This is a genomic window from Pseudomonas sp. BS3782 TE3695 (genome assembly GCF_050435305.1).
Lineage (GTDB): Bacteria > Pseudomonadota > Gammaproteobacteria > Pseudomonadales > Pseudomonadaceae > Aquipseudomonas.
Window position 1 is genome coordinate 3,589,341 of record NZ_JBNDKB010000001.1, and the last position, 21,344, is coordinate 3,610,684.

20 protein-coding genes are annotated in these 21,344 nt (G+C 61.2%); 11 read left to right on the forward strand and 9 right to left on the reverse strand.

All coding sequences use genetic code 11. From position 1 onward, the window contains the following. Positions 1-5 precede the first annotated feature (5 nt). Positions 6-965: an AAA family ATPase gene (locus ABH909_RS16330; protein ID WP_095053787.1), complete on the reverse strand. Its 960-nt coding sequence runs from the start codon at positions 963-965 to the stop codon at positions 6-8. 294 nt (positions 966-1,259) lie between these two features. Then, positions 1,260-1,613 (reverse strand): hypothetical protein, encoded by a 354-nt coding sequence (locus ABH909_RS16335; protein WP_429434929.1) that lies wholly within the window; start codon positions 1,611-1,613, stop codon positions 1,260-1,262. A 502-nt stretch (positions 1,614-2,115) separates the two neighbouring features. On the opposite strand from ABH909_RS16335, the gene ABH909_RS16340 reads away from it, so the two are divergent. After that, the gene (locus tag ABH909_RS16340; RefSeq protein WP_429434932.1) at positions 2,116-7,023 is read left to right on the forward strand and encodes an NAD-glutamate dehydrogenase; all 4,908 of its coding nucleotides are present in this window, start codon (positions 2,116-2,118) and stop codon (positions 7,021-7,023) included. 215 nt (positions 7,024-7,238) lie between these two features. Here ABH909_RS16340 and ABH909_RS16345 read toward each other — a convergent pair whose 3' ends face one another. The 3 genes from ABH909_RS16345 to ABH909_RS16355 form a co-directional block, all read right to left on the reverse strand. Further along, entirely contained in the window at positions 7,239-7,655 is a 417-nt protein-coding gene (locus ABH909_RS16345) for a cupin domain-containing protein (protein WP_429434933.1), read from the reverse strand. 268 nt (positions 7,656-7,923) lie between these two features. Next, complete coding sequence (locus ABH909_RS16350; RefSeq protein WP_429434936.1) at positions 7,924-8,217, reverse strand: antibiotic biosynthesis monooxygenase family protein; 294 nt, start codon at positions 8,215-8,217, stop codon at positions 7,924-7,926. A 123-nt stretch (positions 8,218-8,340) separates the two neighbouring features. Continuing rightward, on the reverse strand, positions 8,341-9,774 hold the full coding sequence (locus ABH909_RS16355) for a PLP-dependent aminotransferase family protein (protein WP_429434938.1): 1,434 nt from the start codon (positions 9,772-9,774) through the stop codon (positions 8,341-8,343). A 205-nt stretch (positions 9,775-9,979) separates the two neighbouring features. Between ABH909_RS16355 and ABH909_RS16360 the strand changes: the two genes are divergently transcribed. Beyond that, positions 9,980-10,420, forward strand: coding sequence for a carboxymuconolactone decarboxylase family protein (locus tag ABH909_RS16360; RefSeq protein ID WP_429434940.1), 441 nt, complete (start codon positions 9,980-9,982; stop codon positions 10,418-10,420). 214 nt (positions 10,421-10,634) lie between these two features. Here the strand turns inward: ABH909_RS16360 and ABH909_RS16365 are convergent, their stop codons facing one another. Further along, the gene (locus ABH909_RS16365; protein ID WP_429434943.1) at positions 10,635-10,982 is read right to left on the reverse strand and encodes a hypothetical protein; all 348 of its coding nucleotides are present in this window, start codon (positions 10,980-10,982) and stop codon (positions 10,635-10,637) included. A 191-nt stretch (positions 10,983-11,173) separates the two neighbouring features. On the opposite strand from ABH909_RS16365, the gene ABH909_RS16370 reads away from it, so the two are divergent. Genes ABH909_RS16370 through ABH909_RS16380 form a run of 3 tightly spaced genes read left to right on the forward strand, consistent with a single transcriptional unit; the run spans position 11,174 to position 13,366 of the window. Continuing rightward, positions 11,174-11,857, forward strand: a complete 684-nt coding sequence (locus tag ABH909_RS16370) for an STN domain-containing protein (protein WP_429434946.1) — start codon at positions 11,174-11,176, stop codon at positions 11,855-11,857. Beyond that, the gene (locus ABH909_RS16375) at positions 11,854-12,399 is read left to right on the forward strand and encodes an RNA polymerase sigma factor (protein ID WP_095053779.1); all 546 of its coding nucleotides are present in this window, start codon (positions 11,854-11,856) and stop codon (positions 12,397-12,399) included. Before ABH909_RS16370 ends, ABH909_RS16375 begins: the two co-directional genes overlap by 4 nt. Before the next feature lie 37 nt (positions 12,400-12,436). Continuing rightward, positions 12,437-13,366, forward strand: a complete 930-nt coding sequence (locus tag ABH909_RS16380; protein ID WP_429434949.1) for a FecR family protein — start codon at positions 12,437-12,439, stop codon at positions 13,364-13,366. 137 nt (positions 13,367-13,503) lie between these two features. Here the strand turns inward: ABH909_RS16380 and ABH909_RS16385 are convergent, their stop codons facing one another. Then, complete coding sequence (locus ABH909_RS16385) at positions 13,504-14,112, reverse strand: prepilin-type N-terminal cleavage/methylation domain-containing protein (protein ID WP_429434951.1); 609 nt, start codon at positions 14,110-14,112, stop codon at positions 13,504-13,506. After that, on the reverse strand, positions 14,109-14,561 hold the full coding sequence (gene gspH / locus ABH909_RS16390) for a type II secretion system minor pseudopilin GspH (protein WP_429434954.1): 453 nt from the start codon (positions 14,559-14,561) through the stop codon (positions 14,109-14,111). Before gspH ends, ABH909_RS16385 begins: the two co-directional genes overlap by 4 nt. 120 nt (positions 14,562-14,681) lie before the next feature. On the opposite strand from gspH, the gene ABH909_RS16395 reads away from it, so the two are divergent. Beyond that, positions 14,682-15,134 carry a type II secretion system protein N gene (locus ABH909_RS16395; protein WP_429434956.1) on the forward strand — a complete coding sequence of 151 codons (453 nt, stop codon included), beginning with the start codon at positions 14,682-14,684 and terminating at the stop codon, positions 15,132-15,134. A gap of 96 nt (positions 15,135-15,230) precedes the next feature. Here the strand turns inward: ABH909_RS16395 and gspI are convergent, their stop codons facing one another. Next, a complete protein-coding gene (gene gspI, locus ABH909_RS16400) occupies positions 15,231-15,611 on the reverse strand; it encodes a type II secretion system minor pseudopilin GspI (protein ID WP_429434959.1) in 381 nt (126 codons plus the stop codon). Positions 15,612-15,758: 147 nt separating this feature from the next. Here gspI and gspG point away from each other — a divergent pair, with 147 nt between their 5' ends. The 5 genes from gspG to gspD are packed head-to-tail and all read left to right on the forward strand — an operon-like array spanning position 15,759 to position 21,315. Beyond that, positions 15,759-16,217 (forward strand): type II secretion system major pseudopilin GspG, encoded by a 459-nt coding sequence (gspG, locus tag ABH909_RS16405; protein WP_007901208.1) that lies wholly within the window; start codon positions 15,759-15,761, stop codon positions 16,215-16,217. An 8-nt stretch (positions 16,218-16,225) separates the two neighbouring features. Further along, a complete protein-coding gene (gspK, locus tag ABH909_RS16410) occupies positions 16,226-17,227 on the forward strand; it encodes a type II secretion system minor pseudopilin GspK (RefSeq protein ID WP_429434962.1) in 1,002 nt (333 codons plus the stop codon). Next, positions 17,224-18,399, forward strand: coding sequence for a type II secretion system protein GspL (gspL, locus tag ABH909_RS16415; RefSeq protein WP_429434965.1), 1,176 nt, complete (start codon positions 17,224-17,226; stop codon positions 18,397-18,399). Before gspK ends, gspL begins: the two co-directional genes overlap by 4 nt. Next, positions 18,392-18,949 carry a type II secretion system protein GspM gene (gene gspM, locus ABH909_RS16420; protein WP_429434967.1) on the forward strand — a complete coding sequence of 186 codons (558 nt, stop codon included), beginning with the start codon at positions 18,392-18,394 and terminating at the stop codon, positions 18,947-18,949. The genes gspL and gspM overlap by 8 nt, the downstream gene beginning before the upstream one ends. Continuing rightward, complete coding sequence (gene gspD / locus ABH909_RS16425) at positions 18,946-21,315, forward strand: type II secretion system secretin GspD (RefSeq protein WP_429434969.1); 2,370 nt, start codon at positions 18,946-18,948, stop codon at positions 21,313-21,315. Before gspM ends, gspD begins: the two co-directional genes overlap by 4 nt. Positions 21,316-21,344: the final 29 nt, after the last annotated feature.

The following is a 21,344-nucleotide window of genomic DNA, read 5'->3' on the forward strand; positions in this document are numbered from 1 at the left end:
CGGGGTCAAGCGACGGCTACGACGTCGAGAATCCGCTGGACCACCCGGTCCTGGTCGATGCCAGCGGCTTCGGCTTCAAAGGAAAGAATGATGCGGTGGCGCAATACATCGAACAGCACCGCCTGAATGTCTTCCGGGCTGACGAAATCGCGACCGGCCAGCCAGGCGTGGGCCCGGGCGCAACGGTCCAGGGCGATGGAGCCGCGCGGACTGGCGCCATAGGCGATCCATTCGGCCATTTCCGGGTCGAACTTGGCGGGGATGCGCGTGGCCATGACCAGTTGCACCAGGTATTCCTCCACGGCATCGGCCATGTACAACCCGAGGATTTCCTTGCGCGCGGCGAAGATCGCCTGCTGGCTGACCCGGCGTTCGGGCTTGGTTTCGCCGTGCAGCGCTTCACCGCGGGCCTGTTGCAGAATCCGGCGCTCGACGGCGGCATCAGGGAAGCCGATTTTCACGTGCATCAGGAAGCGGTCGAGCTGGGCTTCGGGCAGCGGGTAGGTGCCTTCCTGCTCGATGGGGTTTTGCGTGGCCATGACCAGAAACAACGGCGACAGGTCGTAGGTGCTGCGCCCGACGCTGACCTGGCGTTCGCCCATGGCTTCGAGCAGGGCCGACTGAACCTTGGCCGGGGCACGGTTGATTTCGTCTGCCAGCACCAGGTTGTGGAAGATCGGGCCTTGCTGGAACACGAAACTGCCGGTTTCCGGGCGATAGATTTCCGTGCCGGTGATGTCGGCTGGCAGCAGGTCGGGAGTGAACTGGATGCGATGGAACTGTGCTTCGATGCCTTCGGCGAGTTCTTTGATGGCCTTGGTCTTGGCCAGGCCCGGAGCGCCCTCGACCAGCATGTGGCCGTCGGCGAGCAAGGCGATGAGCAAGCGCTCGATGAGTTTTTCCTGGCCGAGAATCTGCGTTGAAAGAAAGGTTCGCAGCGCGAGCAGCGCTTCACGATGTTCCATCGATGACTGTTCCTGGAAAGGGTGACCGAAGACGTTCGAATAACGCCAGGGCTGGGGGCGTTACTTTAATCCATCGCAGGGTGCGCCGACTAACGGCATTTTGTGCAAAGTGCGGGAATTGATGGGCTAAATTGTTGGAATTTTGTAGACAAGGGGCAGGGCGGTGATTTGACTGGCCTCTTCGCGAGCAAGCCCGCTCCCACAGTTAACCGCGTTCTTCCAGGAAAAATGCAATCGAATGTGGGAGCGGGCTTGCTCGCGAAGGCGTCCGTTCAGGTACTGAGATTCCGAGGCTCAGAGCTCACTTATATAGGTACCAGTCCCCTTGAGGATGTTCTGCAAGGTCTCTTCCACTTCCGCCAGATCCTGCGCGTCGGTGCTGTGCAGGATTTCCAGCGAATCTTCGCCACCCAGCACATCGGCGTCCGCGGCGGCGATTTCGATCAGCAAGCGGTCAGGGCTGAGGGTGACTTTCACACCGTTGAGGGCCGAAGGCTTGTCGTGGAAGATGATCTCCAGCTCATCCTCGTCCGGAAAGCGGCTCATCAGGAACATTTCGCCGTCAGCGCTGTTGCAGCAGAGCATGGCCAAGTTGTCTTCTTCTTCGTCGCACGGGTTGACGATCAAGAGGTCAGTTGTCATTTGCATGGGAAAATCCTGGCTCGGCGAGCGTGGTGAACGTAACAAAAGGCAATTCTGCCAGCCCCGGGGAATTTCTGCTCGGCTGAGTGTCAGAAGATGTGTCGTGAACATTCGGGGTGTTACTGGTCATTATTGGCACGCATGCACCGTAAAACCGGGCATAAAACGCCCGTTTTGCGACACGGCTGCTAATGTTGTTCGAGGCACTTGCCGCGCGCTGCGTACCGTTGACCGAATATGTCGCAGCGCTGCAAGCATGGCCCTTGCCGCAGTCGTTAAGCTGCGCAACGGATGAGCACCCGTAAAGGCATTGCCTGTTGCCTTGGCAGTCGTTTTTGCAGATGCCCATTCAATGGAAGGTGAATGTGACCTGAGTGTCTCGTCCAGCTTCATCCACCTGTCATCCTGTTTCCTCTGCCCGAGAATCAGGAACAGGGTGACGGATTGCCCCGAAAGGGGTTTGCACGCGACGCTTCCATCAATAACAAGCCCAAGCGGAGTACCACAGATGGCGTTCTTCACCGCAGCCAGCAAAGCCGACTTCCAGCACCAACTGCAAGCGGCACTGGCGCAGCACATCAGTGAACAGGCACTGCCACAAGTGGCGCTGTTCGCTGAACAATTCTTCGGCATCATTTCCCTGGACGAGCTGACCCAACGCCGGTTGTCCGACCTCGCCGGCTGCACCCTTTCTGCGTGGCGCCTGCTTGAGCGCTTCGATCACGCGCATCCGCAAGTGCGCGTCTACAACCCCGATTACGAACGCCACGGCTGGCAGTCGACCCACACCGCGGTCGAAGTGCTGCACCACGACCTGCCATTCCTGGTGGACTCGGTGCGCACCGAGCTGAACCGTCGCGGCTACAGCATTCATACCCTGCAAACCACTGTGCTGAGCGTGCGTCGCGGCAGCAAGGGCGAGCTACTGGAAATCCTGCCCAAAGGCACCCAGGGCGAAGGCATTCTGCAAGAATCGCTGATGTACCTGGAAATCGACCGTTGCGCCAACACGGCCGAACTGAACGTCCTGACCAAAGAGCTGGAGCAGGTTCTCGGTGAAGTCCGCGTCGCGGTCGCCGATTTCGAACCGATGAAAGCCAAGGTCCAGGAGCTGATCGAAGGCATCGACAACAGCCAGTTCATCATCGACGCCGACGAAAAGTCCGAAATCAAGAGCTTCTTGGAATGGCTGGTGGGCAACCACTTCACCTTCCTGGGCTACGAAGAATTCGTGGTGGGCGAGGATCAGAACGGCGGTCACATCGAATATGACCAGAACTCGTTCCTCGGCCTGACCAAACTGCTGCGTGCCGGCCTGACCGTCGACGATCTGCGCATCGAAGACTACGCCGTGAACTACCTGCGCGAACCGACACCGCTGTCGTTCGCCAAGGCTGCACACCCAAGCCGTGTCCACCGTCCGGCTTACCCGGATTACGTGTCGATCCGCCAGATCGATGCCGATGGCAACGTCGTTAAAGAATGCCGCTTCATGGGCCTGTACACCTCGTCGGTGTATGGCGAAAGCGTGCGGGTCATTCCTTACATCCGTCGTAAGGTCGAGATCATCGAACAGCGTTCGGGCTTCCAGGCCAAGGCTCACTTGGGCAAGGAACTGGCCCAGGTGCTTGAAGTCTTGCCCCGCGACGACTTGTTCCAGACCCCGGTGGACGAGCTGTTCACCACCGTGATGTCGATCGTACAGATCCAGGAACGCAACAAGATCCGCGTGTTCCTGCGCAAAGACCCGTACGGCCGTTTCTGCTACTGCCTGGCCTACGTGCCGCGCGACATCTACTCCACCGAAGTGCGCCAGAAGATCCAGCAAGTGCTGATGGATCGCCTGAAAGCCTCGGACTGCGAGTTCTGGACCTTCTTCTCCGAGTCCGTGCTGGCCCGTGTGCAACTGATTCTGCGGGTCGATCCGAAGAACCGTCTGGACATCGACCCGGTTCTGCTGGAAAAAGAAGTGGTACAGGCCTGCCGCAGCTGGCAGGACGACTACGCGAGCCTGGTGGTCGAGAGCTTCGGCGAAGCCCAGGGCACCAACGTGCTGGCCGACTTCCCGAAAGGCTTCCCGGCTGGTTACCGCGAGCGTTTCGCCGCCCACTCAGCTGTGGTCGACATGCAGCACCTGCTGAGCCTGAGCGAAAAAAATCCGCTGGTCATGAGCTTCTATCAGCCGCTGGCCCAGGTCTCCGGTCAGCGCATGCTGCACTGCAAGCTGTATCACGCCGATACCCCGCTGGCGTTGTCCGACGTGTTGCCGATCCTGGAAAACCTCGGCCTGCGCGTGCTGGGTGAGTTCCCGTATCGCCTGCGTCATAACAATGGCCGCGAATTCTGGATTCACGACTTCGCGTTCACCGCCGCCGAAGGCCTGGAACTCGACATCCAGCAACTCAACGACACCTTGCAGGACGCCTTCGTCCACATCGTGCGTGGCGATGCCGAGAACGATGCCTTTAACCGCCTGGTGCTGACCGCCGGCCTGCCATGGCGCGATGTGGCGCTGCTGCGTGCCTACGCCCGTTACATGAAGCAGATCCGTCTGGGCTTCGACCTGGGTTACATCGCCAGCACCCTGAACAACCACACCGACATCGCTCGCGAGTTGACCCGGTTGTTCAAGACCCGTTTCTATCTGGCGCGCAAGCTTGCCAGCGATGATCTGGAAGACAAGCAACAACGCCTGGAACACGCGATTCTGGCGGCACTGGACGATGTCCAGGTGCTCAACGAAGACCGCATCCTGCGTCGTTACCTGGACCTGATCAAAGCGACCCTGCGGACCAACTTTTACCAGACCGATGCCCAGGGTCAGAACAAGTCCTACTTCAGCTTCAAGTTCAACCCGCACCTGATTCCGGAGCTGCCCAAGCCGGTACCGAAGTTCGAAATCTTCGTTTACTCGCCTCGCGTCGAAGGCGTGCACCTGCGCTTCGGCAACGTTGCTCGCGGTGGTCTGCGCTGGTCCGACCGTGAAGAAGACTTCCGTACTGAAGTCCTGGGCCTGGTAAAAGCCCAGCAAGTGAAGAACTCGGTCATCGTGCCGGTGGGCGCGAAGGGCGGCTTCCTGCCGCGTCGCCTGCCACTGGGCGGCAGTCGTGACGAGATCGCGGCCGAGGGCATCGCCTGCTACCGCATCTTCATCTCGGGCCTGTTGGATATCACCGACAACCTGAAAGACGGCGTACTGGTACCGCCGGCCAACGTCGTGCGTCATGACGACGATGACCCGTACCTGGTGGTTGCTGCGGACAAGGGCACCGCGACCTTCTCCGACATCGCCAACGGCATCGCCATCGACTACGGCTTCTGGCTCGGTGATGCGTTTGCATCCGGTGGCTCGGCCGGTTACGACCACAAGAAAATGGGCATCACCGCCAAGGGCGCGTGGGTCGGCGTACAACGCCACTTCCGCGAACGCGGCATTAATGTCCAGGAAGACAGCATCACCGTGGTGGGCGTCGGCGACATGGCCGGTGACGTGTTCGGTAACGGCTTGCTGATGTCCGACAAGTTGCAACTGGTCGCTGCTTTCAACCACCTGCACATCTTCATTGACCCGAACCCGGAGCCGGCTAACAGCTTCGCCGAGCGTCAGCGTCTGTTCGATCTGCCGCGTTCGGCCTGGTCGGACTACGACACCAGCATCATGTCCGAAGGCGGCGGGATCTTCTCGCGCAGCGCAAAAAGCATCGCGATTTCCCCGCAGATGAAAGAGCGCTTCGACATTCAGGCTGACAAGCTGACCCCGACCGAACTGCTCAATGCCTTGCTCAAGGCACCTGTGGATCTGTTGTGGAACGGCGGTATCGGTACCTACGTCAAAGCCAGCACCGAAAGCCACGCCGATGTCGGCGACAAGGCCAACGATGCCCTGCGCGTGAACGGTAACGAACTGCGCTGCAAAGTCGTGGGCGAGGGCGGTAACCTCGGTATGACTCAGCTGGGTCGTGTCGAATTCGGCCTCAATGGCGGCGGTTCCAACACTGACTTCATCGACAACGCCGGTGGTGTGGACTGCTCCGACCACGAAGTGAACATCAAGATCCTGCTGAACGAAGTGGTACACGCCGGTGACATGACCGACAAGCAACGTAACCAGTTGCTGGCGAGCATGACCGACGAAGTCGGTAACCTGGTGCTCGGCAACAACTACAAGCAGACTCAGGCACTGTCCCTGGCGGCCCGTCGTGCTTATGCGCGGATCGCTGAATACAAGCGTCTGATGAACGATCTGGAAAGCCGCGGCAAGCTGGACCGCGCCATCGAGTTCCTGCCGTCTGAAGAGGCGATCAACGAGCGCGTCGCGGCGGGCCATGGCCTGACCCGTGCCGAGCTGTCGGTGCTGATTTCCTACAGCAAGATCGACCTCAAGGAAGCGCTGCTCAACTCCTTGGTGCCGGACGACGACTACCTGACCCGCGACATGGAAACCGCTTTCCCGCCGACGCTGGTCAGCAAGTTCTCCGCCGCCATGCGCCGTCACCGTCTGAAGCGCGAAATCGTCAGCACCCAGATCGCCAACGATCTGGTGAACCACATGGGCATCACCTTCGTTCAAAGGCTCAAAGAGTCGACCGGCATGAGCCCGGCGAACGTGGCCGGTGCTTATGTGATCGTGCGTGACATCTTCCATCTCCCGCACTGGTTCCGGCAGATCGAAGCCCTGGATTACCAGGTTTCCGCTGACGTACAACTGGAGCTGATGGACGAACTGATGCGTCTGGGTCGCCGCGCTACGCGCTGGTTCCTGCGCAGCCGTCGCAACGAGCAGAACGCTGCCCGTGACGTCGCGCACTTCGGTCCGCACCTGGCGGCGTTGGGCCTCAAGCTCGACGAACTGCTGGAAGGCCCGACCCGCGAAGGCTGGCAGACCCGCTATCAGGCTTACGTCGCTGCTGGCGTGCCTGAGTTGCTGGCGCGCATGGTTGCAGGCACCACTCACCTGTACACCTTGCTGCCGATCATCGAAGCATCGGATGTGACCGGCCAGAACGCAGCGGACGTGGCCAAGGCCTACTTCGCCGTGGGCAGTGCGCTGGACATCACCTGGTACCTGCAACAGATCAGCGCTCTGCCGGTTGAAAACAACTGGCAGGCCCTGGCCCGTGAAGCGTTCCGTGATGACGTCGACTGGCAGCAACGTGCGATCACCATCTCTGTCCTGCAACAGGGCGACGGCACCCAGGACGTGGAAACACGCCTGGCGCTGTGGATGGAAGAGCACGAAGGCATGATCGAACGCTGGCGCGCCATGCTGGTGGAAATCCGTGCCGCCAGCGGCACCGACTACGCCATGTACGCGGTGGCCAACCGCGAACTGCTGGACCTGGCGTTGAGCGGTCAAGCGGTGGTGCCTGCCACTGCACCTGCCGCTGTCAGCACCGAGCTGGAACCGGCTGCCTGATAGGCGTTGAATGAAAAAGCCCCGTCTCGAAAGAGATGGGGCTTTTTTTTGTCTGAAGGTTTTGTGGTGTCTGGTCGGGCCTCTTCGCGGGCAAGCCTCGCTCCCACAGGTTTTGTGTTGACCGCCGGTTTTGTGGGCACCCGCAATCCCTGTGGGAGCGAGGCTTGCCCGCGAAGAGGCCATCAGCCGCACCGAGGCCTTTTTATGTGCAGCGATCAGTTTTCCAAAGGAATCAACACTTTCTCTTCCGGGGCCAACACCATGAACACCAGCAGCTTGGCGGGTTGGGTGGCGCTGGCATTTTTCGAGACCAGATGTTCAGAACCCGCCGGTTCGTACCAGAATTCGCCGGCCTTGTAGGTGATCGCTTTTTCACCTTTGACTTGCGAAATGATCTCCCCCGAAAGCACGTAGGCCATGGCCGTGCCCTGATGTTTATGGGCGATGGACGATTGGCCTGGCTGGTAATCGACTTCGATCATCAAGGCTTTTTTTCCCGGTGCGTTTTTCAGCATCTGGTCCTGCAGGACGGTGACTTTTTCTGACGGGGCGGTCTCATGGGCGAAGGCCGGGGCTGAAACGCTCAGCGTCAGGGCGGCGAGAGGGGCAGCAAAAAAATGAAGCGCATTCATGGTTGATTACCTGAGGTGGTGAGTCGTCAGGGACCACAGTAAGCCGCGCTATCGGGCAATCAAACGGCCAATTTTCGGGAAGGTGAGGGGCCAATCATAGAGTGCGCAGGGCTAAAGGGTGATGAACTGTGGCGAGGGAGCTTGCTCCCGCTGGGCTGCGAAGCGGCCCCAAAACCGGTGACCGCGCGGGACCAGACAGCCCGTGTTCGCCGGATTTACGTCTGCTGCGCAGACGAGCGGGAGCAAGCTCCCTCGCCACAGGTGTTTGTTAGACGATTGGAAAGCTGTTGAAGTCGACGGCATTGGCCAACCGGCTGTCGATCAGGCCGATGAAGCCTTGCACTTCGGGGCAGTTGAAATGCGATTGCATGGCCGCTTCCGATTGCCAGCGGGCGCTGACTGTCCAGCGGGTGTCGTCCTCGGGGCAGCGGTCGACCATATAGGAGTCACAGCCGGGAAGTTCGCGCAGGGTGTCGACAATCTTTTGCAGTTGCTTACCCAGTTCGTCCGAGCGGCCGGCGGCGGCCTGCACCTTTACGGTGGTCATCACTTCGTTGGACATTGCTCACACTCCTGAATCAGGCCGGACGAATCCTGCTCATTGAGGGATAACGCCCAATCAGGATAGGCCTGCACCTCCAGACCGCCAATAGCCAATCACCGGATAAAGCCGCAGACCAATCCCTCAGCCGAGCTGCTGCAAGATATCCCTTAACCGGTCCAGGGCAATGTCGATGTCCAGGGTGTCGATCGCGCCGAACCCCAGGAAAAGCCCGGCCCGTGGCGCTTGCTGGTAAAAAAAGCCGTCCAGGGCATAGAGCCCCACTTCGACTTTTTTTGCCAATTCAATCACCAGTGGAATATCGACCGGCACCTTGCACAGCACCGCCATGTGGAAGCCGGCCGTGGTTGGCACCGCTTCGAACCATGGCGAAAGGTCGCCCGCCATGCGCGCCAGGATCCGTTCACGGCGCCCGGCGTAAATCGTGTGGCAGCGCCGGATGTGCTTGAGCAGGCAGCCCTCGGCGATGAACTTGGCGAGCGCCCATTGGGGCAGGGTGGAGGTGTGCAGGTCGGTGAGCTGCTTGGCGCGGATCACCGCTTCGAGAATCGCCGGCGGCAATATCGCGTACCCGAGCCGCAGCTCTGGCAACAACGTCTTCGAGAAAGTGCCGACGTAGGCGACGATGCCGCGCTCATCCAGGCTTTTCAGCGAGTCGGTGGGCCGGCCTTCGTAGCGGAATTCGCTGTCGTAGTCGTCTTCGATGATAATCGCCCCGAGCTCATAGGCCCTTGCGAGCAGGGCTTCGCGCCGGGCCTGGCTCAAGGGCATGCCCAGCGGGAACTGGTGCGACGGGGTGACGTAAATCAGCCGGGTGCCGTCGGGAATGTGCTCGACCTGAATGCCTTGAGCATCCACCGGCACGCCAACCACCGTCGCGCCATGGCTCCCGAACAACAGACGTGCCGGCGGGTAGCCGGGGTCTTCCATGGCGACGAGGCTGCCCGGTTGGGTCAACACCCGGGAAATCAGATCCAGCGCCTGTTGCGCGCCGTTGCACACCACCACGTCTTCGTCCTGACAATTGACCCCACGTGAAAACGCAATGTGCTGTGCGATGGCATTGCGCAACGCCGGCAGGCCTTCGGGCAGGCTATAGAAACCTTTGGAACCGGCCATCTGGCGTAAGGCATGGGAAGTGCAGCGGCGCCAATCGTCTTGCGGAAACTGGCCCTTGCTGGTGGCGCCACCGAGGAATTCATAACGTAACGAGCCTTCCAGCGTCGGGTGGCGCAAGAAGGTCGGGAGGTTGCGCCAGCGTTCGATGACATCAAAGCTGGCCAGCTCCGAATGGCTCTGCTTGCGAGTGATTTTTGCCGGCCGGGCATTGACGTAAGTGCCTTTGCCAATCACCCCGGTGAGGAAGTTTTCGTAGGTCAATTGCGCATACGTGTCGGAAATAGTCTTGCGCGAGATCCCCAGTTGTTCGGCCAGCAAGCGGCTGGGCGGCAGTTGCGTCCCGGCTGTCAGGCGACCGGATTCAATGGCGTCGCGCAGTTGCCGGTACAACTGGCCTGCCAGGTCCTTGCGGCCGTTGATGACAACATGAAGTTCCATACCGGCGGGGCTCCTGGGGCGGTTGAGGCGACTGTGCGTCGCGCCAGATTACCCGCATGAACGGCTGCGCAGAAGTTGCGTGGGCGAAAAAACTGCGATTGGCCTGCTGCCGGGCGGTCCATGGTTTTTTCGCCAAATTGGCTCTGTAACCCTCGTGCATCGGGGCCTACCGTGGAGGCACTGATCAGCGCCTTGAGGCACCGTCATGAACGCCCGCCTGGATTACTACAACGCATCGCCCAAAGCGATGAAAGCCATGATCGCGATGGAGGCCTTGACCAGCAACCTGAGCATCGAACAGGCGTTGCTGAACCTGATCAAAATCCGCGCCTCGCAGCTCAATGGCTGCGCCTTCTGCACCGACATGCACTCGGTGGACGCGCGCCGCTTCGGTGAGAGCGATCGTCGGCTGTACGCGATTGTGGTCTGGCGCGACAGCAACTTCTTCAACCCTCGGGAGCGAGCGGCCCTGGCCTGGACTGAAGCGGTGACTCTGCTTGCGCAAAGCCATGTGCCGGATGACGTGTACGCTCAGGCTCGGGAGCAGTTCAGCGAAGGCGAACTGGTTGACCTGACCATGGCCGTCAGCACCATTAACAGTTGGAATCGCCTGGCGGTGAGCTTTCGGCAAACGCCCAGCGATTGATTAATGAGGAGTGTGGCGAGAGGGGCTCGCCGCAATCCATGTGGGAGCGGGCTTGCTCGCGAAGGCGTTGTGTCAGGCGACATCAATGTTGACTGTTCCACCGTCTTCGCGAGCAAGCCCGCTCCCACAGGTTTTGCACCTTGACTGACGGGCATTGGGACAAGTCCCGGTCTGGCCTGCAGATCTCACACAAAGCCAGCCATGCAATGACTGATCACCTGCCATTAAGCAGCGGCGAAGTTGCGGTCGCCGGCGCCGGGCGCTGCGGTTTCACCGATGTGCCAAAGGTATTGCCCATGCGCGTACTGGTGGCGGCCGGTGTGGCCAGGCCCAACTGATGGGGCGGCCGTTTGTTGACCGGCACGTTCATCGCCTGCTGATTTTTTTGCGCAGCGGCCGTCCCCTCCGGGTTGTTGCCCATCTGCTGGCTAAGGCAGTTGTAATCCGGCGCCTTGAAGCCACCGACCGTCACGTCGACACAACCCGGCGGGTGTTCGGCGTAAGCCAGCGACAACCCGCTCATCAGCAGTACGCCCACTGCAAGGTTCGACAGATGTTTCATTGAAGGCCTCCTGGCCGGCCACAAAGGGGCCGCTCTGGAACGAGAGTCTAGAGCAAAGCGCTTGAACGGCGCGTGATGGTTTTTTTGCACCGGCCGTCACATCAGGTTCATATACAGCCCTCAGGATGACGGTTTTCAGGGGTACGTCAGCCGTGCAGCGAGGCAGAGCCAGGGACGGGCGCCAGGTTTTAATGACTCACGTCCGCCAGGCTTGCCTGGCGTTGCTGTTTTGGTTGACGTCATCGGCAGTGTCCGCAGGTCCGGTCGATCCACGCACACCGCTGGAACTGGACATCCCGGCCCAGGCATTGGCCAGCGCGCTTGAACGGTTCAGTCGCGCCACCGGCATGGCGGTGCTGGTGGATCGTCAGTTGACTCGCGGTCGTCGTTCGGTCGCCGTGAAAGGACACTTGAATGCTACCGATGCGTTGAGCCTGATGCTCAGCGGCAGCGGGCTGATGGCGCGGTATGCCCGAGCGGATGCGTTCACTTTACAGGTGGCGCAGGTCGCCGAGGTGCCCACGGTGTCAGGCACAGTCGCAAGCAATGCGTCGCTTGCGGGCGGCAGTTATGCGACGGCGATTCAATCGGCGCTCGAACGTCGCTTGTGCCGTTCGCCGTTGACCCGCCCGGGCAGTTTTCGGGCGTTGTTGCAACTGTGGATCGGCCGTGACGGTGTGGTGCAGTACAGCCGCCTGGTCAGTTCCACGGGTGATGTTCAGCGTGACTCGGCGTTGGTGGAAAGTTTACGCAACCTCAGCATAGAACGCCCGGCGCCCAGCTCTCTTGGCCAGCCGGTCACGCTGCTTTTACTACCGGACTCGTCAGGAAAACGCATGGAATGCACACAATGGGAAGGAGTTTCCGGGGGATGAAAGACACCGGGCAAAGTTCGATGGTCAGGCTGTTCCTGACGTCCTATGACGATTTCAAGGTGCGCTTGCGCAGGCGCCTCGGTTCGGAGGATCTGGCCAACGACGTCCTGCACGAAACCTACCTGCGGGTCGACCGCATGGAAGCCCCGCCGAACATTGCGCAACCCAATGCCTACCTCTATCGCATGGCCCTGAACATTGCGGCCGACCGCCGTCAGTCGGACGCCCGGTTGCTGACCGGCAGTGAGGTAGAGGAGCTGTTGCAGGTGTCCGACGAAGCGCTCGACCCGGCGCGGGTGGTCGGCGGCCAGAAGGAAATTCAGTCGCTGCTCAAAGCGCTGTACGAGCTGCCGGCGCGTCGGCGCAAGATCTTTATCGCTGCGCGTCTGGAAGAGGCGCCGCACCTGGAAATCTCCCGGCGTTTCGGCATTTCGACACGGATGGTCGAGAAGGAAATCAAAGCCGCCCTGGGCCATTGCGCCGCGCGCCTGGAAAGAAAAGTCATTCAGCGGTTCGGTCCCGGCGCGGGAAAACCGTCTTGATAGAAGAGTCCAGATTAATCCGTGAGTACCCCCGCGCTTGAACATCTTCCGTATGTCATTTCCTGAGGTAACACCCCAGGACCGGCTGCAAAGCGAAGCCCAGGACTGGTTGATCCTTTTGACCTCGGGCCGGGCGACTGTCGCCGATGCTCGTGCCTTGCGCCAGTGGTGCGCGCAAAGCCCCGAACACGCCCATGCCTTCGAGCAAAGCAAGCTGTTGTGGCAGCAGTTGCAACCCGCCGTCGAAGGTTTGCAAGCGCCACGGCATCTGGGTCGTCGGGCGTTTCTGGGCGGCGCCATCGCGGCGTCCGCAGCGTTCTTGCTGATTCGTGGCACCGTGCCGGGCGGGTTTTCCGGGCTGGGCGCTGACTACATCACGGAAGTCGGCGAGCAGCGACGGGTCGATCTGGCGGATGGCGTGAGCCTGGAGCTCAATACCCAGACGCGGATCAACCGCCGTGACAGTGCCGATTTCGAACTGGTCAGCGGCGAAGTCGAAGTCCTGACCCGTGCCCAGGCAACGCTCAAGGTTCAGGCGGGGGCAGGATGGCTGAGTGCGAGCCAGGCGCGGTTCAATCTGCGTAACACTGATCAGAGCGTATGCGTGACCTGTCTGGACGGCGCGTTGCTAGTCGATGTACAAGGGCGCAGCATTCACCTGGAATCAGGTCAGCAACTGACCTATGACGCCCGGCAAGTCGGCACGCCGCAAGCGGTCGACACCTCGGCGGTGATTGCCTGGCGTCAGCAAGTACTGGTGTTCAACGACGCCACGCTGTCGACGGTGATCGACGAGATCAACCGTTACCGCCCCGGTATGTTGCTGTTGCTCAACAGCGAATTGGGCAAGCGCAAGGTTCAGGCACGTTTCAGCCTGGATCAACTGGCGGGCGTGGCGTTGTTGATCCGCGATGCGTATGGGGCCAAATGCACTGAATTGCCGGGTGGGGTGGTGGTGCTAAGTTAGTGGTGGACTTGAGGTTTTTGGGTGTTGCGACTGACGCCTTCGCGAGCAAGCCCGCTCCCACATTGACCGTGTGAACACTGGAGATCAAATGTGGGAGCGGGCTTGCTCGCGAAGAACGCTAACGCGGTCCAACTGACTTACTCCAACGGCCCCAACACCTGCCGATACCGCTCAACCCCCTGAGGCGTTTGCCGCGTCAGGCTGATCTCGACCCCCAGCGGATTCTCCCGCCGGTTACCGCTCAGTTTCCTCCAACCCTTGTCCACCTCCCACACCCGCAACGCGGCTGCGCTGACGTCATTGAGCACGGACACTCCATCGGTGGGAGCCGGCAACGGATACTGACTGCGCGATGGCGCCTGCGCCCGGTACAGCGTGTCGCCCTTGAGCCACCAGCGCACGCGCTGCAACTCGCCATTCTGATTGGGCGCGACGCGGATGACGTCCAGACGAAAGCCTTTGCCATCAGTGCTGCGCACGGTCAGCGCGGGCGGGGCGCTGGACGGTTCGTCGTCTGCCCCGGGTCTGGCCGGCTCGGACAGCTCGATGCTGGCGCGCATCGCGACGTCGCGTTCCAGTTGGTTCAACGTCCGCAGCAGGGCTTCGGTCTGTTCGGTGCTGGCCTGTAAATGAGCGTCGGCACGGGTGACGCTGTCCAGGCCGCGCCAGGCAATCAGGCTGACCACGGCCATGAGCATGATCGCGACCATCACTTCGATCAGGGTAAAACCTTGCTGGGCTTTCATTGGACGCTCACCTGGCCGGTGGCGTTGCGTTGCACGTTGATGCTGTTGAGCCCGTCCGACAGCTTCAACTGCAAGGGCGGGTTGATCCACTCGGCATTCAGCACGACTTTTTGCCTGGGTTCCACGCGCACTTCCATCCCTGGGGTTTGCCAGGGGCGGGGGCGCAGTTGTGGGTCGTTGTTGAAGTGATCGAAGCCTTTGTTTTGGTCATTGCGGCGACTGAAACGAAAGCCCTTGGCGTCGGCCAGCCAGGTGATCGGCCGCCCATCGGCCCGGGCTTCGGCCTGGGCCACCTGGAGCAGTTGCGCGACACGTTCGGCGTCCTTGCGCAACAAATGCAACGGGTCCGGTTTGATGCTCAAACTGATCGCCGCGCTGGCGATGCCGATGATCACCAGCACCACCATCAACTCGATCAAGGTAAAGCCCTGTTGTTTGAAGCCGTTCATCGACTGCGCGCTCCTTTGCGTCGGTTTTTATCCTGCACGGCCAAGATGATGGGTGTGTGAAATAAAAACGTGAGAATTAAGCGCTAGGCTCAGGGCAGGGACTAAAAGGAGATTCAGCCCATGTCGTTCACCGATCGATTTTCCCCGGCACAGTGCGTGCAGGCTGTTGCCTTGCTGGCGACCCTGGCCGGTGTCGTCACCTGGTCATCGCTGCTGCTTGCTTCGGCCGAATCCCGAACCCCGGAGGCGGCGTCGCAGTTGATCGCCGAGCGCTCCAGTAACCCGGCCCTGCAATGGTTTTCCAACCAACCGGTGCCGGTCGATATCAAGGTCGGCGGCGTGCTGGCGGGTAGCCGTGGCGCCGTGGCCATCCTCAGCCTCAACGACGGCCCGCCACGCAGCTTCCTGGTGGGCGAGCGTGTGAGCCAAGGGGTGAAAGTGGTGACCATCGACGGCGACGCCGTGGTGATCGAACGTGGCACTGAACAAACCCGGCTGATGCTCGACAAATTGCCAGATTCACCGGTATTGCCCGTGTTGACTCGACCTGAAACCCCCACAAATTCCCTGTAGGAGCTGCCGAAGGCTGCGATCTTTTGATCTTGTTTTTTAAAAGCAAAGTCAAAAGATCGCAGCCTTCGGCAGCTCCTACATGGACCGTGTTGCGGCTTATTTCGTCACCGGCCGGCTGAGCAAGGTATCGAGTCGGGCCAGTGGCGGTGCCTCGCGGCTGCGGTCGAACACTTGCAGCTCTACCCGCAACAAGCGGCCGTTTTGCGCATTGCCAATGGCCTGTTCGCAGCGCAACAACAGCCGCCCCTGATCGCATTCGATCGCTTTCGCCCCCACCGGCAAACGGCCCTCCAGGCGCAACTCGGCCAGACGACTCTGGGCCGCCAGCAGCGCGATGGATTTGTCGCGCAACAGGCCATTGCTCTGGGTCATCAACCCGGCCACCCGTACCGCGGCAGACATCGCGACGGCGATGATCGCCAGCGCCACCAGCACTTCAATCAAGGTAAAACCGGCTTCTCGGGGAGGGCGTCGCATCAGGCGCTCGGGCAGTCTGGAGAGCGCTTTACGATAGCGTCCGGGCTTGACGGCTTGACGACTGAAGCTCCCGAGAATTTTCAACATCACTGACATATCTTCTTGCAACACTGCGCGTCGAATCGAATCAAGCCAAGGAATGTCGAGATGGATATCGCGCGCTTCAAGTTGCTGAATCAGCAGCCCCGCCTGCCTCGGGGGCAGCAAGGTTTCACCTTGATCGAAATCATGGTGGTGGTTGTGATTCTCGGGATTCTGGCGGCGATGGTGGTGCCCAAGGTGCTGGACCGTCCGGACCAGGCCCGGGCCACGGCCGCCAAACAGGACATCGGCGGCTTGATGCAAGCCTTGAAGTTGTATCGCCTGGACCACGGCACCTATCCGAACATGACTCAGGGCTTGAAAGTGCTGGTCGAACGCCCCGCCGACGCCAAGAACAGCAACTGGCGCTCGTACCTGGAACGCCTGCCGAATGACCCGTGGGGCCGTCCCTACAACTATCTGAATCCGGGCGCGAATGGCGAAGTCGATATCTTCTCCCTCGGTGCCGACGGCCAGCCTGACGGCGAAGGTGTGAATGCCGATATCGGCTCCTGGCAGCTGTAAGCGCGGTCATGAAAGCCTATTCGCTGGCAGTGGCGAAGCAACGCGGCATGGCGATCATCAGTGCCTTGCTGATCGCGGCGGTGGTGGCGGTGATTGCGGGCGGCATGCTCACCCGGCAAACGGTGTTTACCCGAAGCCTTGAGGCTGAGCAGTTGCGAGTGCAGGGCGCCTGGGTGCTGCACGGCGGCATCGAGATCAGCCGACATTTGCTGTGGGATGCGCGCCGGCGTGACCCGTTGACCCGTCTCGATCAGCCGTGGGCGCAGCCCTTGGTCATGGCGCGTTATGACGGTCATGATTTGCCTTTCGAAGGTCGGCTGGAAGATGAACAGGGCAAGTTCAACCTGCGCAACCTGGTCGCCAATGAACGAATCGACGAGGAACAACTGGTGAACTTCCAGCGTCTGTGCCAGTTGATCGGGGTCAATGGGGCCCTGAGCCAACGCATCAGCCAGCGGGTGATCGCCTCCTATCCACGTCTGTTGAGCCCCCCTCTGTTGAACCCAGAGTTGGCGGACAAAACACCGCCCACGAGCGGCTTTGACAGCGGCCGCGATACCTCGCCGAATGCCGTGCGCAAACCTCAATTGCCCACGCGCCCGATGCTGCGCAGCCTCGACGATTTGCGCAGTGTCGAAGGCATGAATGACGCGCTGCTGGCGAAGATCACGCCCTATGTCACCATCCTCCCGGCCAATACCTGGCTCAACGGCAACACCGCCAGCGCCCCGGTGCTGGCTGCTTATGTGCCGGGGCTGTCGATCGCGCGCGCCCAGGCCTTGATCAATGAGCGTGATGGCGGCCAGTGGTTCATCAATCGCGGGGATTTCGTCAACCGCCTGCGCATGCCAAACCTTGAGCTGGCGACCATCAAAGTCGGGATCACCAGCGACTGGTTTCGCTTGCGTGGCAAGGCGCGTAGCGATCAGCGCCGGGTCAGCCTCGATGCCTTGTTGCACCGCAGCGAAGACCGTTTGCCCGAGGTGATCTGGTCACGGGTGGGCGTATGAGCCAGTTGCGCATCGCCTTGCCGCCATTGGCTGATCTGACTCTCGACAGCCCGCTGCAATTCGCCTGGCTGGACCGTCAGGGGCAGGTGACCCGCGAGGGCCAAAGTACCTTGCTGCAATTGGGCCAGAGCGGAAAAACCCCGGCGATTGCATTTTTTTTGCACCCCCAGGACAGCCTGTTGGCGAGTATCGACCTGCCGATCTTGCCGGCCAGCAAAACCACGGCGGCGGTGCAGTGCGCGACGCAGGCGCTGATTCTCGGGGCCTGCGAGCAGATGCACATCGCCCACAGCCCTAGGGACGAGCAGGGGCGCGTGCACATTGCATGGTTGTCCCGGGAATGGCTGAGCCAGTTCGGCCAGCTACTGCGGATGGCGCGATTGACCCTGCGCGGTGTGTACTCGGGTGCGTATTGCTTGCCTGTCGCGGAGGGCCCGGTGGCCTGCGTTCGGGACGGGCATCTGTTGGTGCGTCACAGCCTTCAGCACGCGGTCGTACACCCGGCGGTGGAGGAGGCGTTGAATGATCTGTTGCTGGAGCACGGCGCCAGCGTGCAATGGATCGGCGAAGCGCCGCCGGAGACGACGATCACGCCGTTACCCGCCGAACAACGCTGGACCGGGGCCTTGCCCGGATGGGGTTTGCACGGCGGGATTCAACAACGCAGCGCCGGTCAATCAGGCTGGGGCCGGGCGGCGGCCTTTTGTGCGCTGGCCGTGGCGGTCTGGACCCTGGGGCTGAATCTGTACGCGGCCCGTGAAGCGACGCAGGGCCAGCGACTCAAGACGCACATGAACTTGCGGGTGAAGCAGGCCTTCCCTGAGTTGCCGGTGATCCTCAATCCGCTGCAACAAGCGCGTCAGCAATTGGCCGCCCGCCAGAGCGGTGCCGCGACCGACCCGACCCAGCGTTTCGCCAGCCTGGTGCTGCTGGCCGGCAGCGGCATGCCCTTCATCGTCGGCAGCGTGCAACAACTGGTGTTTGAACAGGGCGAGTTGCAGCTGAGCTTGCTCAGCGATGCGCGCAAAACCGGCAGCGACAAGCAATGGCAAACCGCGCTGACCCAGGCCGGCGTTGCGATCAACGCCACCGAAGATGGCTGGACCTTGCGCCCGGCCGCCGAGGCTGCGGCCAGCGATGCAGACAACACCAGCGGAGCCGACGATGAGTAACTATTCCCTGGGGATTTACCGTGCGCGCTGGCAGCACTTCAACGCCCGTGCCCAAGTGATCTGGCAAGGCCTGGCCCTGCGCGAAAAACGCATGGTCGCGGGCACGGCGCTGGTGCTGGCAGGTTTGTTGACCTGGCTGTTGCTGATTCAACCGCCGCTGAAAAAGATTGATTACTGGCAGGCCGAATCGCCAAAGCTGCGTTCCCAGGCCGAAGCGCTGGAGGTCTTGCTGCGAGAGGTGGCGCGACCACCCACCGCGCAGGGCCTCGAACAATCCCTGCGCCAGAGCCTTGAAGCCAGCGGCCTGGCCGGGCATTACCAATTACAGGCGCCGGACAGCGCAACTTCCCAGGCCTGGCACTTGACGTTCGACCACGCTCCGGCAGACGCCGTGGTCGGCTGGTTGCTGGTCAATCCCCGGCAATTTTCCCTTGAAGTGGTCGAGGCTCGTTTGCAGCGCGCGGGCGAACCTATGTCCAATGACACGCCAGGCATTCTGTCCGGAACCGTTCGCATGAATCAGGCGCCAGGCGCTAAGGAAGCTTCATGAAGTGGTCAGGTTCTCTGTATGTGCGTCAGTGCCGCATGGCCGCGCCGTTTCTATTGCTGGCACTGAGCGCGTGCAGCAATACCGCCACGACGCAACAGCCGCCGTTGCTGGTGGACAGCGAATTGGGACGCCCGTTGGCCGACACCAACCGTACCGGCGATGCATTGGCGGATCGGCAAAAAAACCAGGCGCAGTTGAAGCAACCGCCGGGAGTGCAGCACAAAATCAGCAGCCCTAACCTGCGCAATGCACTGCCCGCCGGTAGCACGCCAGCGAGCAATCCGTTGGGCAACCAACCGGTGACGCTGAATTTTGTCGACGTCGATATCCCGGCGGTAGTGCGTGCATTATCGCGGTCCACCGGTCGCCAGTTTCTGGTCGATCCACGGGTCAAAGGCAACCTGACGCTGGTCTCCGAAGGGCAAGTGCCGGCGCATCAAGCCTACGACATGCTGCTGGCGACCCTGCGCATGCAGGGTTTCAGCGTCGTCGATGTCGGCGGGGTTTCCCAAGTGGTGCCGGAGGCCGACGCCAAGTTGCTCGGCGGGCCGATTTACAGCGCCGACAAACCCGCCGGCAATGGCATGCTGACCCGCACCTTTCGCCTGCAATACGAAAACGCGGTGAACCTGATCCCGGTGCTGCGCCCGATCGTGTCGCCGAACAACCCGATCAACGCCTACCCCGGCAACAACACCATCGTCATCACCGACTACGCCGAGAACCTGGCGCGGGTGGCGCAGATCATTCAAGGCATCGACAGCCCAAGCGCTATCGACACTGACGTGGTGCAGGTACAGAACGGTATTGCAGTGGACATTGCCGGCATGGTTTCGGACTTGCTGGAAGCGCCGGGCAATGACCCGACGCAGAAGATTTCGGTGATTGGCGACCCGCGTTCCAACTCGATCATCATCCGTGCCGGCAGCCCGGAACGCACTGAGCTGGCACGCAACCTGATCTACAAACTCGACAACGCCCAGAGCAACCCGAGCAACCTGCACGTGGTGTACCTGCGCAATGCCCAGGCCGGCAAACTGGCCCAGGCCCTGCGCGGTTTGCTCACCGGGGAAAGCGACAGCGGCGGCAGCGACGGTGCGCGCTCGGTGCTCAGCGCGATGGGCGGTAACACCAGCGGTGGCCAAAACGGGCAGAGCGGCAGCCAGAGCAGCAGCGGCACGCAAACCTCTACGTCGAGCAGCACCACGGGCGGCAACGGTTACGGGCAGGGCACTAGCGGCTCAAGTGGCCAGACAGGCAGCGGTCAGCAGAGTGAGCAGAACGTGGCTTTCAGTGCGGGCGGCGTGACCATTCAGGCCGATGGCACCACCAACACCTTGCTGATTTCCGCGCCGGAACCGGTGTACCGCAACCTGCGTGAAGTGATCGACATGCTCGATCAGCGCCGCGCGCAAGTGGTGATCGAGAGCCTGATCGTCGAAGTCGGCGAAGACGATGCCAGTGAATTCGGCGTGCAATGGCAGACCGGTAATCTGGGTGGCAATGGCGTGATCGGTGGCGCCAACCTCGGTGGCGCCGGGATCAATACCAACGCCAATACCAGCATTGACGTGTTGCCCCAAGGCCTCAACCTCGGCTACGTCAACGGCACGGTGGACATTCCCGGCATCGGCAAGATCCTCGACCTGAAAGTGCTCGCCCGCGCCTTGAAGAGCAAGGGCGGAACCAACGTGCTGTCGACACCCAACCTGCTGACCCTGGACAACGAAGCGGCGAGTATTTTTGTCGGCCAGACCATTCCTTTTGTCAGCGGCAGCTACGTCACTGGCGGTGGCGGCACCAGCAACAACCCGTTCCAGACCGTGACCCGTGAAGAAGTCGGTTTGAAGCTCAATGTGCGGCCACAGATTTCCGAAGGCGGCACGGTCAAGCTGGACATCTATCAGGAAGTCAGCAGCATCGACGAGCGTGCGTCCAACAGCGCGACCGCCGCCGGGATCGTGACCAACAAACGCGCGATCGACACCAGCATCCTGCTCGATGACGGGCAGATCATGGTGCTCGGTGGCTTGCTGCAGGACGGCTACAGCCAAAGCAACGACGCGGTGCCATGGTTGTCGACCCTTCCCGGGATCGGTGCGCTGTTTCGCAATGAGCGCCGGGCGATCACCAAGACCAACCTGATGGTATTCCTGCGCCCCTACATCATTCGCGACAGCGGCGCCGGGCGTGCGATTACCCTCAACCGCTACGACTTCATGCGTCGTGCCCAGGGCGGGATGCAACCGGAGCGCAGCTGGGCCATGCCGGACATGCAGGCGCCGCAATTGCCGACGGCGGCGCAGGGTGTGCCGGTGTCGAATGCGCAGCCGCGGGCGACCATTCGCGCGGTGCCGATCCAATGAACGCACCAACTCCCGTAGGAGCTGCCGAA